Source organism: Ensifer sp. Root31, assembly GCF_001424825.1.
Taxonomy (GTDB): domain Bacteria; phylum Pseudomonadota; class Alphaproteobacteria; order Rhizobiales; family Rhizobiaceae; genus Ensifer; species Ensifer canadensis.
Window position 1 is genome coordinate 521,753 of the sequence record NZ_LMCO01000066.1, and the last position, 15,082, is coordinate 536,834.

Below are 15,082 nucleotides of genomic sequence, written 5' to 3' on the forward strand. Positions count from 1 at the left end.
CATGTACGGGCGCCCCTCTCTTAGTGCAAAGCCGGGACAGGGGGAAGTCTTTCCGACCACCGCTTAGGCACGTCGCGATCTTTCAGATCAACCCGTTGCGCTTCAGTTCTCTTGTTCCTGGGCGTGTCGCGCGAAACCGCGGCATATTTTTGCGGGACATATATCGGGAATTTGCAAGCGCCTCAGGAAGCGAGTCTCAACCCCCGATCTGTCGCAAATGCCAAGAAGTTCTCTGCGCTCAGCGGCTTCGAGAAGGCATAGCCCTGCAGCAGATCGCAGCCGAGAATGCCGAGCATCTCGGCATGTGCCATGGTCTCGACCCCTTCTGCCACCGTCTCGATGCCGAGCGAGCGAGCGATATCGATGATCGACCGGATCAACGCCTGTTCGGTGCGGGCGCCGAGAACCGGGACCACGAGCTGCCGGTCGATCTTCAACCGCTTCGGCTTGATCTTGAGCAGGCTGACGATAGACGTATGGCCCGTGCCGAAATCGTCGATCTCGATGTCGATACCGAGCTTCTTGATACCCTCGATATTGGCGGTGACGATGTCGTCGCTTTCATCGAGGAAGATCGACTCCACCAGCTCGAAGGAAATCTGCCCCGGCACGATGCTCAAGCCTTCGAGCGAGGCGAGTAGCCGCTCGTCCTGCAGGCGCTTGGCCGAGACATTGACGGAGATCTTCGGCACCCGCAGACCGGCAGCCACCCATCGCATCTGGTCGGCCAGCGATTTCTCCAGGACGAGGCGGTCAAGCGCCGCGGTGACGTTCAGTTCATCGGCGATCGCCAGGAACTTGTCCGGCGTCAGAATGCCCTGGCGCGGATGGCGCCAGCGGATGAGCGCTTCCACACCGGAGAGTGCCAATGTCGAGGCGTCGAACTGCGGCTGGTACCAGGGCACGAACTCGTCGCGCTCGATGCCTTCGAGGATTTCATCGGCGACGCGCTTGGCGGTGACGACTTCAGCCTGGAGCATCTGGGTAAAGAACTGATAGCGGTTGCGGCCGTTTTCCTTCGCCCGGTAGAGCGCCATGTCGGCATTGACCAGCAGCTTGCGTGCGTCGGCATGCGCCTGGCGGGCCACGGCGACGCCGATGCTGACGCCGAAGCGACAGGGAAATCCGTTGTAATCGACGGGCTGGCGCATTTCCGCGATGATCCGATCGCAGAGCGCCGCAAGTTCGGCAGCGCCCGGCGCGCCGGTGACGACGACGACGAATTCGTCGCCCCCGATGCGCGCCACCATGTCACCCGGCGCCATGTTGGAACGCAGGATCTCCGACGCATGAACCAGCATCGCATCGCCGGCCGCATGGCCGAGCGTGTCGTTGATCTGCTTGAAACGGTCGAGGTCGATGTGAAGGATGGCAATGCTCTGGAGCGCATCGGTGTTCTGGCCGGTCAGACGCTCAAGCGCCTTGTCCAGCATCCGGCGATTGCCCAGGCCCGTCAGCGGATCGTGCAGCGAATTGTGCTCGATGCGGATGCGTGCCTGTTCGAGCTCGGCATTCTTGGCGTCGGCCATCGCCTTGGCGGCGCGCAATTGCTCGGTCATCACCACGTCGTCGGTCACATCAAGCGCGATGCCGACCAGTTTCCTGCGCCCCTCCGGCGAGACATGCAATTTGCCGACCGAACGAATGTGGCGGACAGCGCCCTCCGTCAGCACCACGCGGGCCTGGTGTACATAGGTTTCGCGCGCGCCGATCGCCGTGTTGACCGCCGATAGCGCGGATCCGCGATCGTCGGGATGCAGCGCGTTGAGCCATGTCGCTTCGTTCGTTGCGCCGTCGGTGTAGACCAACCCGTAGAGCTGGTGCATGCGCTCGTCCCAATAGGTGACGTTGCTGTCGAGATCCGCTTCCCACATGCCGCAGCGATAGCTGTCGAGCGCCAGATCGAGCCGACGCGACAGCTTTTCCAGATCCTGCTCGCGCTCGTAAAGCCCCATGAGGGCCTGCTCGAGCTCCAGGTTCTGCTGGTCAACCTGGGCCTTGGCAGCCCCAAGCCTTTCATTCTTGAGCACGTCATCGGTGACATCCCAGCTGATGCCGGTGATCTTGGACCGGCCATCAACCCCCTGATGGCCGGAGCCGACATTGCGGATATGGCGTATGCTGTCGTCGGCCAGCACGACCCGATACTGCCAGCGGTACTCCAGGCCCTCATCAAGGCTGCGGAAGAGCGCGTTGGCGGCGATACCGACATCATCCGGGTGCACGGTCGAGCGCCATTCATCGTAGGTCGGCTCGTCATCATGGACCGTAAGCCCATGCAGATGGAACATGCGATCGTCCCAGGAGCGCTCCTGCGTGGCCTGGTCGATCTCCCATATGCCGATCTTGGAAGCTTCGAGCGCCAGGTTGAGACGATGCGAAAGCGTCATCACCTCGCCTTCGCGCGCCCGGAGCTTGGCGATGTTGCGCTGGCGCTCGTTGACCAGCCCGCCGGCCAGCAGAATAGGAATGACAACGACGGCGACCGCCGCCGCGATCGCCAAGCGCAGGTCCCTGCTGTTTTGGGGCAACTTTTCCCAGCCGCCGATCGGTGTCGCCGCCAACTCCCAGACACCACCAGGCAGAGTGAGCTGGCGTTTGGCCGGTGCCATTCGAAACACACTGTCGTCACCGAAGAAGGCATCCTGGATACGCTCCGGTTCCGACACGTCGCGGATTGCGAGATGCACGTCGACATGACGGTGGTCGCCGGTGAATTCCGGCGTTTCGACACCTTCCTCAAGCAGGCGGGCGGATCGGTAGAGAGCCCTTTCATCGAGGATTGCTTCAACGTAGCCCCATCGCTCCATGCGCCCCTGGATCTTGGCGAAGACCGGCAGGAAGAGTTCAAAGCCGTTGCGCCCGCTCGGCAAACGGATCGGCCCGATCATGACCGGTTTTACCGTGGACGATGCGCGCTCAACGGCGCGGCGAGTCGCCCCGAATTTGTTGAAGTCGGTGCCGACGAACCATTGCTGGCTTTCGCGCGGAAAGGCGATGCGAACAACGCCGCCCGGGGCCGCCGACGCACGCACCATTTGCGGATTCTGCAGCAGCAATTTGGTCGACATGATGGTGAAATCATCGGCGGTCATCTCGGGATGGACACCAATGCTGTTGGCGAAACCGTTGAGGGCCGCAATATTGGTATTGACCTCCGACTGGAGGCGATTGGCAATGAGGTTCAGTTCATTCTCGACGTCGATCCTGAGATCACTGCGGGCGTTTTCGCGGTTTTGGCGCTCATAGACATGGCCGCCGCTAAAGACGACGATGCCCGCGATGGCGGCCGGTATCAGCGACGGTTTCGCAAATCTGGCTGCCGCCCGAATGCGTTGGCGCAGAACGTCAACAATCTTCACTCTATTCCCCTCGATCCCCAACCGAAGGTAGCGATCGAGTCTTAAGATTGGCTTTCGTCACATTTCTTTGGAAAACCCTACAATTCATGGGGATACAGTGCTGATGCACCGCCGGCTCAGCCGGCGGAATGCTTGAAAACTGCACGTTTGGCGTTCAGTCTCCATCAACCGGCCGGGCATCCCCGAAATGGAGGGAAAGCCTGTCAAAAGCTACGGTGCAAGGCAATTTTTGCCACAATCGGGGATCAAAGGGTGATGACAAGAATAATCGCAGATACATTGAAAAGGGCAAGAAAGATGCGTTTTGTCATTGCCGCGCTCATGGCTACCGCCGGCTTGCTTGCGCCTTTGTCGGCCGTTGCCGAAAGTGCCGATGTAGAGGCCGTTATTACCGGGGTCGATACCGATCGCCTCAGCCTTCAGCTCGACGACGGCAAAAGCTATCAGGCGCCTGAAGAATTCAATTTTGAAGGTCTCACCGCCGGCGTCAAAGTTCTCGTGTTCTACACTGAGGTCGACGGCAAGCGCGTGATCAACGATCTGGAAATCGTTCAGTAAGACTATTTAAGAACCCAAGTCCCGCCCCTTGAGGGGCGGGTGTGCTGACCCGGCTTCGTCAGAGCTTTCCAGGAAAGGTGCGAAGCGGTTTTCCGTCAGGAAATGCGTGGAAACAAAAAGGTAGAGCATTTCTACCGGTCCGTTCAGGACGGAAGCCTCAGATCCAGCCGATGGAATTTCCGGCAATCCGCAACAGACGATCCTGCGGGATGGCAGCAGAAGCCGCCTCATCTTCGTCCATCTCACCAAAAAGCTTGAACAGCGCACGGATGACGCCGCCATGGCTGACGCAGACCGTCGGCTTGCTCACGTCCTTGAGCCATGCGGCAATCCGCCAGGACAGGATCTCGTAGCTTTCGGCATCATTGCCGGGCGGGATGAAATCCCATTTCACTTTGCGTCGCTCGGCGATGCGCTCCGGCACGGACCGTTTCAGCTCCGGTAGCGTAAAACCTTCCCAATCGCCGAAGGAGACTTCCTTCAGCCGGTCGTCGGTGCGGTAAGCGGTGGGATCAAGACCCATGGCCCGGCGAAGGCGCTCCATCGTTTCGCGGGTGCGACCGAGGGGGCTCGCGACGAAGTCGAACTGCGCGGCGTCGGCGCCGAGGATGGCACCAAGCGCAAGCCCGTTTCCGGTCGCCTGCTGGCGGCCGGTATCGTTGAGAGGGATGTCCTTCTGCCCCTGGAGGCGGCTTTCCGCATTCCAGTCCGTTTGTCCGTGACGGATCACATAGATCAGCACAACATTTCGCTCCGGGCAGGAGGCTGTTCGGGCCGGTCGGCGGCGCCGATCAATCCTTGATGACGGAGATATCCGGAGCGTCTACCGCCTTCATGCCGACGACATGGTAGCCGCTGTCGGCGTGGTGAACCTCACCCGTGACCGAGCGCGACAGGTCGGACAGCATGTAGAGGCCGACATCGCCGACTTCCTCGATGGTGACGGTGCGACGCAGCGGTGCGTTGTACTCGTTCCACTTCAGGATGTAGCGGAAGTCGCCGATACCGGAGGCGGCCAGTGTCTTGATCGGGCCGGCAGAGATCGCATTGACGCGGATGTTCTTCGGGCCAAGGTCGACCGCCAGGTATTTGACGCTCGCTTCGAGCGCGGCCTTGGCGACACCCATGACGTTGTAGTTCGGCATGACCTTTTCGGCGCCGTAGTACGTCAGCGTCAGCATCGAGCCGCCGTCCGTCATCAGCTTTTCAGCGCGCCGGGCGACCGAGGTGAAGGAATAGACCGAGATCTGCATCGTCTTGGCGAAGTTTTCCGGCGACGTGTCGACGTAGCGCCCGGTCAGTTCGTCCTTGTCGGAGAAACCGATCGCGTGAACGACGAAGTCGATCTTGCCCCAGTGCTTTTCAAGCGTCGAGAAAACCTCGTCGATGGTGGCTTCGTCGCTGACATCGCAGTGGCCGGCCATGAAACCGTCGATTTCCGCCAAGAGCGGCTCGACGCGCTTCTTCAGTGCATCACCCTGATAGGTCAGAGCAACTTCGCCGCCCTGGCCATGGATGGACTTCGCGATCCCCCATGCAATCGAACGGTTGTTCGCGACGCCCATGATGACGCCACGCTTGCCCTTCATCAAACCCGATGCCTGAGCCATGCATTGTCCCCAATACTATCTGCCGGCATCGACGATGGCCGACGCCAGACTTCACAAAATTCAAAAACGCCAGATCTGCGCTGTCAGCGCGCGTGCGGCAAATTGTCGAGAATTGCCTATGGCATAGCCGCTCCGGTGGTTCAAGCGCGGCCGGGATCAGGAACTGTTAGTCCCCGTAATATTGGTTCAGTGTGTCAGCAAACCGTCACAAATAAAAGCCGTCGCGCAGCGATTTCATGAGGTCGGTGACCTTGTCATCAGGCGTGTCGCGCAAAATGAGCCGCAACTCGACCAGCAGATCGCCGCGCGCGCCATAGGCACCCGGCAGCCCGAAGCCGTCGACGCGAATGACCTTGTCCGACCCGGACCAGGCCGGAACGACAACGGTCGCCTCACCGATCGGCGTAGCGATGACATGCTCGCAGCCCAGCACGGCGCTCTGCAGATCGACGGACAGTGTCGTGAACAGATCGAGTCCACTGGTTCGGAAATCGCCGCTCTGGTCGACGCGCAGGGTGACGACGACGTCGCCGCGTGTCATGCGGGTGACGCGATAGCCCTGCTCCGCCAGGCGGATCGTCTGTCCGTCGACGGCACCCGGCGGTATCTGGACCTTGAAGGTTTCACCGTCGGGCAATTCCAAGGACAGGCGTTGACGATCGATCAAGTCCTGGATGGTGACGGTCAGATCGACAGCGAGATCTGGAACCTTGTCGGCGGGTTTGGCCGCCCGGCCGCGAATGCGTCTGACGATGGCGGCCACCAGCTCGGCGGCGGGTGCTGCGGCACGCTGCATCAGCGGCGGCTCCGTCTTGGCGACCGCCTCCTGCTTCGGCTCAGTGACAGGCTCGGGTTTCGGCTCGGGGGCAGCGGCTGGCCTTTCGGGTGCTTTGGCCGCTGCCGGCTTCGGCGCGGGCCTGGCGGCGCTGGTACGGCTCTCTGTGCCGAAGATCCGCGAGACCGCCTCTTCGGCGGTTTCCGCATCGACCGGCTGCTCCTCCGGCTCGGGGCCGCGCATCTTCGCCTTCATCGCCTCCATGCGGCGCAGCTCGGCTTCGCGCCGGGCATAGTCGTAGCGGCTTCTCAGCTTCGGGTCGCGCAGCAGCTCGTAGGCCTTGCCTGCTTCGGCAAAGCGCTCGGCGGCAGTCGGGTCGTCCTGATTGTGGTCGGGATGGATGGCCTTGGCGACCGAGCGCCACGCCGCCTTGATTTCGTCCTGACCGGCGGTGCGCCGGACGCCGAGAATTGCATAGGGATCACGCATGGCTTGCTACCATCTTCTCTGATCGGCGGCCTCTCCCGGATGCCCGCCTTATGCCTCAAACCGGGGATCAAGTGCTGTGGCACGTCCCGTTCAGCGGCGAGGATGGGCAGAACTTGCTAAATATCGGTTAGCCGGGGCGACGACGGAGCAGGTCAAAACGACGATCGAACCGTTCCTGCCGCGGTTTGCCGAAACGTGGTTAACGCAGGATTTCAGGAGCGCGGACCGAAGCTGGTGAGATACCACTCGCCATCGCTGAGCTTGCAGGTGCTGCCGTCGAACTTGGCAATGCCCTCATAGGAATGGCGGGTCGTGGTGAAACGACGGCAAAGCATGCCGCTGGCGTTGTCTTCCTGAATGCTGCTGATGACGCCGGCGCTGCCGGACGTGGCGTTTGCCCAGGGAATAGGGTTGAGCGACCCCTGCCCGAGTTCGGCTGAGGTCACGGCGTTGCGAATCAGGACCGCATCGGAAAGGCCGTCGGAGGTTTTGGCAACGGGAACGGTACCGGTTGAAACGGTGCGATCGACACCACTGCCGAACATGTCGAGGCCGGCTCCCATGCAACCGGACATAATGAGCACGGGCAGGCAAATTGCCGCGCCACGCATCACCGAGAAGGAATACCCCTTCTTGCCATCGATCCACTTTGCTATGTCTTGCACGGCAATCCTGTCAGACTCGCAAGAGCCGCACGTTTCCCGAGGAAGTCAACAAGCAGGCTCTGACATTTTCGATGCGGAAACACCGCTCGGGCTCATCCCGAAGCGTTTCCGCGCCAGACATCACGGCGTTAGAAGGCAATATGGCGGTGAATGAGTTAACAAGCGGTGACTTCACGGAAGCAAATGAGCCCTTTTCCCTTTTCGGCACATGGCTGAAAGACGCGGAAGGCAGCGAGATCAACGACCCGAATGCCGTGGCGCTGGCGACCGTCGACCCCGACGGGTTGCCGAATGTGCGCATGGTTCTGCTCAAGGATTTCGACGAGCGCGGCTTCGTCTTCTACACCAATTTCGAAAGCCAGAAGGGCCGCGAAATTCTCGGCGCCCGCAAGGCCGCCATGTGTTTCCACTGGAAATCGCTCCGGCGCCAGGTACGGCTGCGCGGGCCTGTCGAAATCGTCTCGGAGGCCGAGGCGGACGAATATTTCAAGTCGCGACCGCGCGGCAGCCGCATCGGCGCCTGGGCTTCGAAACAGTCCCGTCCGCTCGAAAGCCGCTTCGCGTTGGAAAAAGCGGTTGCCGAATACACGGCCCGCCATGCGCTTGGCGAAATCCCCCGTCCGGAATACTGGTCCGGCTTTCGCATCCGCCCGACCTCGATCGAGTTCTGGCACGACCGGCCATTCCGACTGCACGACCGCCTGGAGTTCCGTCGCGAGACACCGGAAGGTGGCTGGGAAAAGGTGCGGATGTACCCATGATGGACGCGGTAGGCGGCGGCTGGAGCATTTCCAGGAAAAGTGTGCAGCGGTTTTCCGCCCGGAAATGCGCAAAAGTGAGAAGCTTGAGCGCTTCCGTTTCGTCTAAAGCGGAAAGATTCTAGCTTCGACCGAGCCGAAATGGAATGCCCGAGGCGAGCGCCGAAACGTAACGGGCACGCTGGAAATGGCCGTTAAGTGAAATGCGCGGCAAGGCGTCTAGCGGCGTCGCCGCCGCGACCGTGCCCGGCATGGTGGTGACCGCAACCGTAAAGCCGAGATCGGCTGCAAGCCTTTGATCGCGCGGCGAGACAGCCGGGCGATCCCCATAGGGATAGGCAAAGCTGCGCGGCCTTTGGCCGACAATGGCTTCGACGCGGGCGGCGGATGCCTCGATCTCCTGGCTTGCCTGTTCATCACCGAGCCGCGCGACGGCGCGGTGGCTTATGGTGTGCGCCCCGAGGCTGGCGAGCGGGTTTTCAATCAGGAGACGGAGACCGGCTTCGTCGAGCGTCAGCGTTTTGGTGATAGCCAACGCATCGATCCCATGTTCCAGCGCCGCCGCGTCGAGCTCGGCAACCGAAACAATTTCCTCGCGACTGTGGATGTAGGCGGCCATACGGCCAAATATCGCGTGCTTGTCGGCGCTACTTTCAGCCTTGAGTACCTCCACGCCGCTACCGAAATCAAACCGGAACTGCGTGGTTGCCGAGAGCAGATCGGCCAGCGTTTCCCACCAGAGCGTATGGGTGCGGTCGACGAACCCGCCGGTCACGAAAACGGTGAACGGCACGCCGTGCCGCGTAAAGACCGGCTGGGCATGGTCGAGATTGTTGCGATACCCGTCGTCGAGGGTGAAGCAGGCGAAGGGCGCTGCACCCTCGTCGGCAAGCGCCGTCGGCAAATCGTCGAGCGCAATGAAGCGATAGCCGTCCCGCTTCAGCCGGGTGATGGCCCTATCGAGAAACTCCGGGGTGATTTCGAGATGGGCGTTCGGATCAAAGGCCCGGGCAACCCGCGGGCGGACGTGATGCAGGGTGAAAATAGCGCCGCGCCGACGGGCATCAGGCATCAGGCCAGCGCGGCTTAGACCGTGCGCCAACTCAAGCCCACCGGCGATTGCCGCGCGCCGCGCCCTCGTCCTGATGCTTGCCGTGATCCCACCCGCCATATCAGTCCATTCAAATCAGCCTGTATCGATCACTGCAGAACTCCTTGCGCCTCGGTCGATTTACGGAGAAGATCGTCTGGAGGGTTTCAAGCGTTACAGTGTCCCTGGCGCGCCAGACCTGGTGCACCACCATGGAGGTTAATGGCGGGAGCGTTAAACCTTGCTGAAGGACGTCGGCGTTAATTTCTGGTTTACCACCCCGACGAAAGTCGCAGGAAGAAATCGCATTCTGCCTCAAAGTTGCAGCAAAGACACGGCCTTGTCACAAAAAGGCACAGCGCGCCTGTCCGACGGCGCATTTCGATGGGGACTGACATGAAAGCTATCCGCCGCCTCCTTTTGGCGATGTGCGCTCTCGCTCTGGGGTCTGCGACGGCGTTTGCCGGCAGCGCTTCGTTGGTGCTCGATGCGCGCACGGGCAAAGTCCTGTCGTCGGAGAATGCGGACACGCTGAACCACCCGGCATCGCTCACCAAGATGATGACGCTGTACCTCACCTTCGAGGCGCTCCGGCGCGGCGACATGAACTGGGACAGCAAGATCAAGGTATCGAGGGCGGCGGCGGCCCAGCCGCCGATGAAACTGGGCCTGAAGCCGGGTAGCACGATCACCGTGCGCGAAGCAGTCTATGCCATGATCGTCCGCTCGGCGAACGACGCAGCCGCCGCGATGAGCGAAAGGCTCGGCGGTTCGGAGCAGAACTTCGCCAGGAAAATGACGGCCAAGGCGCGCCAACTGGGCATGAGCCGCACCGTCTTCATCAACGCATCCGGCCTGCCCGCAAGCAGGCAGGTGACCACCGCACGCGATATGTCGACGCTCGCGGTGGCGCTGATACGCGATTACCCCAGGGAATACCGGCTGTTTGCCACGCCGAGCTTCACGTTTCGCGGTCGCAAGATTCGCGGCCATAACAACCTGATGTACCGCTATGACGGCATGGACGGCATCAAGACCGGCTACACCAATGCCTCCGGCTTCAATCTCGTCAGTGCCGTCAGGGACGGCAACCGCCGCGTCATCGGCGTGGTGATGGGCGGGCGCACGGCGCGCAGCCGCGACGACAAGATGGCGGCATTGCTCAACCGCCATGTCGGCAAAGCCTCCAATGGCCGCCAGTTGGTGGCCGCTGCCAAGACGCGGAGTGCTGCTGCAGCTGAGGTCGAGGTCGCATCTGCCGCCACGATGTCGGACGTGCCGCTGCCCTTCACGGCAGCCCATCGTGCCAAGGGCGACAGCGTTGCGGCATTGATCGCCGCGTCATCCACGACGGTCGTGCCGGCCGAACGGCCGACGGCCATGGTCGAAGAGGAAAACGCCGCTGTCGTTCCAGCCGCCGGCCGCTGGCAGATCCAGATCTCGGCGGCACCTTCGGCTGAAGCGGCCCGCGCGCTTCTGGCACAGGCGCAAGCAGCCGGAGGCGACATGCTGGCGGAGGCGTCTCCCTATACGGAAGCGGTGGGCGAAGGCGCCGGCACCATCTATCGCGCCCGCTTCGTCGGCTTCAGCAGCCGTGATGCTGCCGCTTCCGCCTGCAGCGCGCTGAAGAAGCGCTCCTACGACTGCGTGCTGCTGCCCTCGCGAGGCTAAGGGAGCCATCGGCCTTAGGCCTGCGTGCCGCCGACGGTGATCTGGTCCATGCGCAGATGCGGCTGGCCGACGCCGACCGGCAACCATTGCCCGGCCTTGCCGCAGTTGCCGATGCCGGTGTCGAGCTTGGTGTCGTTGCCAACCATCGTCACGCGCTTCATCGCGTCGGGGCCATTGCCGATCAGCATCGCGCCCTTGACCGGCGCGCCGATCTTGCCGTTCTCGATCATGTAGGCCTCGGTGCAGCCGAAGACGAACTTGCCGGAGGTGATGTCCACCTGGCCACCACCGAAGGAGACGGCATAGATGCCCTTCTTCACCGAGGCGATGATTTCCTCGGGCGTCCGGTCGCCGGACAGCATGTAGGTGTTGGTCATGCGCGGCATCGGCACATGGGCATAACCCTGGCGCCGGCCGTTGCCGGTCGGCTGCATGCCCATCAGCCGGGCGTTCTGCCGGTCCTGCATGTAGCCAACGAGCTTGCCGTCCTCGATCAACACGTTGTAGCCCGATGGCGTGCCCTCATCATCGATCGAGATCGAGCCACGCCGGGCCTCGATCGTACCGTCATCGACGACTGTCACACCCTTGGCAGCAACCTGCTCGCCGAGCAGGCCGGCAAAAGCGGAGGTCTTCTTGCGGTTGAAGTCGCCTTCAAGGCCGTGGCCGACGGCTTCGTGCAGCATCACACCCGGCCAACCCGAGGCCAACACCACGTCCAGGGTACCGGCCGGCGCATCGATCGCGTCGAGATTGACGAGCGCCTGGCGTAGTGCCTCGTCGGCACCCTTCTTCCAGTTCTCCTCGGTGATGAAGTCGCCGAAGCCGCGGCGTCCGCCGATGCCGTAGGAGCCGCTTTCCTGACGGTCGCCATCGCCGGCAACCACGGAGATGTTGATGCGCGTCATCGGCCTGATGTCCTGAACCCGGTGGCCATCGGCGCGCAGGATATCGACCAGCTGCCAGCTTGCGGCGATCGAGGCCGTCACCTGCCTGACCTTGGGATCGCGTGCACGCAGATAGGCGTCGATTTCCTGCAGAAGCGCGACCTTCGCCTCAAAGCTCGGCTCGCCGATCGGGTTTTCGTCGCCATAGAGCTTCGTGTTGGTGCGTTGCGGCGCTGCGGCATAGGAGCCGGCATAACCGCGCGTCACCTGGCCGACTGCATCGGCGGCACGGCGAAGTGCTGCCAGCGACAGCTCACCGGCATGGGCATAGCCGACCGATTCGCCGGCGACCGCACGCAGACCAAAACCCTGGTCGGTGTTGAAGCTGCCGCCCTTCAGCCGGCCGTTGTCGAAGGAGAGCACTTCGGCCTGGGCATGTTCGAGAAACAGCTCACCATCGTCGGCGCCGGCAAGCGTCTCCGACAGAACCTTGCGGATCGCTGCCTCGTCGGCATCGAAGAGGCTCATCAGATCGGTGTTCATAGTCGTGCGCTCCCGCGTCATAAGTTCGATGGCCTCCATTTAGGAAGGCGAGCGGTTCAAGCCAAGAAAAATATCGATCAGGAGAGCGAAGCGTTCCAGCCATCGAGGCGTTCGATGCGCTCGACCCCGGCGAAGCGGGCGACGCGTTCGAGTTCTGCATCTATGCGCTCCATGCGCCCAGAGGACGGCTTGACGCCACGCTCCAGCCAGAGCCGGCGCACATCGAGACTGCCGCGCTTGCGGTCGGCCTTCATGTCGATGCGGCCGATCAGGCGATCGCCTTCGATCAGCGGGAAGACATAGTAGCCGTATTCCCGCTTCGGCTCAGGCACGAAGATCTCGATGCGATAGAAGAAGCCGAACAGCCGCTCGGTGCGATTGCGGTCGCGCAGCAACGGATCGAACGGGCTCAGCACGCGCACGCGGCCCGGCGGGTCGGGAATATCGCCAAGCTCGTCAGGAAAACCCGCAAGCGCATAGGACGACCGTGGCTTGCCGCCGTCGATCGGCTCGATCGACACGTCGATCAGTTCGTCGCGATGTTCCGCCACCCAGGCCTTCGCTTCGTCCGGAGAGACCAGATCCCAGAACGCGGCGATTTCGCCGTGGGTGGCAAAGCCCAAGCGTTCAAGGGCGCTGCGGCAGGCCCAGTCTATGAACTCGTGATGCTCCACCTCGCCATCCTGGTGGTGCGGCGGGATCACCCGCTCTGTCAGGTCGTAGACCTTCTGGAAATTCTCGCGCCTGGCGATCGCCAGCTTGCCGGTGCGCCACAGCACCTCAAGCGCAGTCTTCGACGGATGCCAGTTCCACCAGCCGCCGGACTCGTGTTCGGCCTCCTTGAGGTCGCGGGCAAGCACGGGACCGCCCTTGGCGATGCGCTCGTAGGTTTCGTCGCAGCCTTTTTCAAATCCCTCGCCGCGCCACTTGCTCCAACGGTCGACGATGGTCTCGCCTTCCCATTTGAAGCGGTGCTTCCAGTAGCGGTAGAAGCTGCTGGGGATGATCGAAGCGTCATGGGTCCAGTGCTCGAACAGTTCGCGGTCGTCTTCAAGCAGCGATGTCAAATGTTCGCGGCGATAGGTCTGGTTGCGCGAGAACAGGATCTGATGATGGGCGCGTTCCACCGTCGCGATGCTGTCAACCTGAACGAAGCCGATGTCATGGATCAGCTTCAGTAGGCCATCCTTGCCGAGCGCGCGGTGCGGCGCGCCGGAAAGGCCCTGCTTTGCGAGGAAGATGCGCCGGGCATCGCTATTGGAGAGCCGAATCGTCATGGGAGAAAGAGTAGGCTTTTATTCCCATATTTCAAACGGAACCTTGGCGCAAAGCGCATTGCCCTTGTCCGCCGACTTGGCCTATAGAGCAACCGCAAACCGCGAGGGACGGGATGGACATCCGCTTTACCGATTGCTCGGTCCGCTTCGGCGAACGGGTGGCGCTGCAGCCGCTGACGCTGACGATCACCGAAAGGCGTGTCGGCATTATCGGCCTCAATGGCTCCGGTAAGACAACCTTCGCGCGGCTGATCAACGGTCTAGTCAAACCTTCTGCCGGCAGCGTCACCGTCAATGGCCTCGATACGGTCAAGGACGAGCGCGCCGTGCTTTCCGAAGCCGGCTTCATCTTCCAGAATCCGCAGCACCAGCTGATCATGCCCGTCGTTGCCGATGACATCGGCTTCGGCCTGAAGAACCGCGGCCTCAAAGGCGAGGAAATCGACAAGCGGACGCAAGCGGTGCTGTCGCGCTTCGGCGTCGAGCACCTGGCGCGGCGCCGGGTTCACGAACTCTCCGGCGGCGAGACCCAGCTGATCGCCATGGCCAGCGTCGTCGTCACCGATCCCAAAATCCTGATCCTCGACGAGCCGACCAACCAGCTCGACCTACGCAACCGGCGGCGCGTCGCCGACACGATCGCGACACTTGACGAAGACACGCTGGTCATCACCCACGACCTGCCGCTGGTCGAAAATGTCGAGCGCCTGCTGCTCTTCCACGAAGGACGGCTTGCCGCCGATGGCGCGCCGCAGGAAACGATCCGCCACTACCACGAGATCGCCGGATGCTGACGAGCCTGCACATCGAGGGCAACAGCTGGCTGCACCGGCTGCCGGTGCGTGCGAAGCTTTTGGCACTGGTGGCGCTCAGCATCCTGCTTTTCCTCACCAGCTCGCTCGTCGTGCAGCTGATCGCCTTTGTGATTTCCGGCGGGCTCTATCTCTCGGTCGGCCTTTCCTGGCGCGAAGCGCTGAAACGCGTCGGCTTCGTCTTCTTCACGATCTTCTTTCTCGCGGCCGTGAACCTCTTCCTTCTCCCCTTGAACGAAGTCGCCGTCTTGACCCTGCGCCTGATGGCCCTGGTGCTTTTCGCCGCTGCCGTGACCGCAACGACGACGATCGGCGGCTTCATGGACGAGATCACGGTGCTGCTGACGCCCTTCGAACGCCTGGGCTGGGTGCGCGCTGCCGATGTCAGCCTGGCGCTTGGGCTCGTCCTGCGCTTTGTGCCAGACATTTTCACGCGCTATCAGGCCATTCGCGAAGCACACCGGGCGCGTGGGCTGCCGGTGCGACCGTTGACGATCATCGGACCACTGATCATCCTGACGCTCAAAGATGCGGATACGATCGCCGCGGCGATTGACGCGCGTGGTTTTCGCCGTCAATAAATTC

At 62.1% G+C, this 15,082-nt stretch carries 13 protein-coding genes; 5 read left to right on the forward strand and 8 right to left on the reverse strand.

The annotated features are described in order from the left end of the window. Nucleotides 1–182: 182 nt before the first annotated feature. A complete protein-coding gene (locus tag ASD00_RS36820; RefSeq protein WP_057211514.1) occupies nucleotides 183–3,362 on the reverse strand; it encodes an EAL domain-containing protein in 3,180 nt (1,059 codons plus the stop codon). A 297-nt stretch (nucleotides 3,363–3,659) separates the two neighbouring features. Here ASD00_RS36820 and ASD00_RS36825 point away from each other — a divergent pair, with 297 nt between their 5' ends. After that, nucleotides 3,660–3,920 carry a DUF1344 domain-containing protein gene (locus ASD00_RS36825; protein ID WP_025426167.1) on the forward strand — a complete coding sequence of 87 codons (261 nt, stop codon included), beginning with the start codon at nucleotides 3,660–3,662 and terminating at the stop codon, nucleotides 3,918–3,920. 157 nt (nucleotides 3,921–4,077) lie between these two features. On the opposite strand, the gene ASD00_RS36830 is transcribed toward ASD00_RS36825, so the two are convergent. The 4 genes from ASD00_RS36830 to ASD00_RS36845 form a co-directional block, all read right to left on the reverse strand. Further along, nucleotides 4,078–4,662: a histidine phosphatase family protein gene (locus ASD00_RS36830; RefSeq protein ID WP_025426166.1), complete on the reverse strand. Its 585-nt coding sequence runs from the start codon at nucleotides 4,660–4,662 to the stop codon at nucleotides 4,078–4,080. A 49-nt stretch (nucleotides 4,663–4,711) separates the two neighbouring features. Further along, complete coding sequence (gene fabI / locus ASD00_RS36835; protein WP_025426165.1) at nucleotides 4,712–5,530, reverse strand: enoyl-ACP reductase FabI; 819 nt, start codon at nucleotides 5,528–5,530, stop codon at nucleotides 4,712–4,714. A gap of 205 nt (nucleotides 5,531–5,735) precedes the next feature. Then, nucleotides 5,736–6,794 carry a DnaJ C-terminal domain-containing protein gene (locus tag ASD00_RS36840; protein WP_025426164.1) on the reverse strand — a complete coding sequence of 353 codons (1,059 nt, stop codon included), beginning with the start codon at nucleotides 6,792–6,794 and terminating at the stop codon, nucleotides 5,736–5,738. A gap of 212 nt (nucleotides 6,795–7,006) precedes the next feature. Then, entirely contained in the window at nucleotides 7,007–7,459 is a 453-nt protein-coding gene (locus tag ASD00_RS36845) for an RT0821/Lpp0805 family surface protein (protein ID WP_025426163.1), read from the reverse strand. A 140-nt stretch (nucleotides 7,460–7,599) separates the two neighbouring features. Between ASD00_RS36845 and pdxH the strand changes: the two genes are divergently transcribed. Then, a complete protein-coding gene (gene pdxH / locus ASD00_RS36850) occupies nucleotides 7,600–8,220 on the forward strand; it encodes a pyridoxamine 5'-phosphate oxidase (protein ID WP_025426162.1) in 621 nt (206 codons plus the stop codon). Between the two features lie 118 nt (nucleotides 8,221–8,338). Here the strand turns inward: pdxH and ASD00_RS36855 are convergent, their stop codons facing one another. Beyond that, nucleotides 8,339–9,388: a polysaccharide deacetylase family protein gene (locus ASD00_RS36855; RefSeq protein ID WP_025426161.1), complete on the reverse strand. Its 1,050-nt coding sequence runs from the start codon at nucleotides 9,386–9,388 to the stop codon at nucleotides 8,339–8,341. A gap of 324 nt (nucleotides 9,389–9,712) precedes the next feature. On the opposite strand from ASD00_RS36855, the gene ASD00_RS36860 reads away from it, so the two are divergent. Then, nucleotides 9,713–10,978: a D-alanyl-D-alanine carboxypeptidase family protein gene (locus tag ASD00_RS36860; protein WP_025426160.1), complete on the forward strand. Its 1,266-nt coding sequence runs from the start codon at nucleotides 9,713–9,715 to the stop codon at nucleotides 10,976–10,978. 14 nt (nucleotides 10,979–10,992) lie between these two features. Here the strand turns inward: ASD00_RS36860 and tldD are convergent, their stop codons facing one another. Together tldD and ASD00_RS36870 are read right to left on the reverse strand one after the other, a co-directional pair. Continuing rightward, nucleotides 10,993–12,408 carry a metalloprotease TldD gene (tldD, locus tag ASD00_RS36865; protein WP_057211534.1) on the reverse strand — a complete coding sequence of 472 codons (1,416 nt, stop codon included), beginning with the start codon at nucleotides 12,406–12,408 and terminating at the stop codon, nucleotides 10,993–10,995. A 77-nt stretch (nucleotides 12,409–12,485) separates the two neighbouring features. Then, nucleotides 12,486–13,685, reverse strand: coding sequence for a winged helix-turn-helix domain-containing protein (locus ASD00_RS36870; protein WP_025426158.1), 1,200 nt, complete (start codon nucleotides 13,683–13,685; stop codon nucleotides 12,486–12,488). Between the two features lie 113 nt (nucleotides 13,686–13,798). Here ASD00_RS36870 and ASD00_RS36875 point away from each other — a divergent pair, with 113 nt between their 5' ends. Both ASD00_RS36875 and ASD00_RS36880 read left to right on the forward strand, forming a co-directional pair. Further along, nucleotides 13,799–14,479 (forward strand): ABC transporter ATP-binding protein, encoded by a 681-nt coding sequence (locus tag ASD00_RS36875; RefSeq protein ID WP_025426157.1) that lies wholly within the window; start codon nucleotides 13,799–13,801, stop codon nucleotides 14,477–14,479. Next, nucleotides 14,473–15,078 (forward strand): energy-coupling factor transporter transmembrane protein EcfT, encoded by a 606-nt coding sequence (locus ASD00_RS36880; protein WP_025426156.1) that lies wholly within the window; start codon nucleotides 14,473–14,475, stop codon nucleotides 15,076–15,078. The genes ASD00_RS36875 and ASD00_RS36880 overlap by 7 nt, the downstream gene beginning before the upstream one ends. Nucleotides 15,079–15,082: the final 4 nt, after the last annotated feature.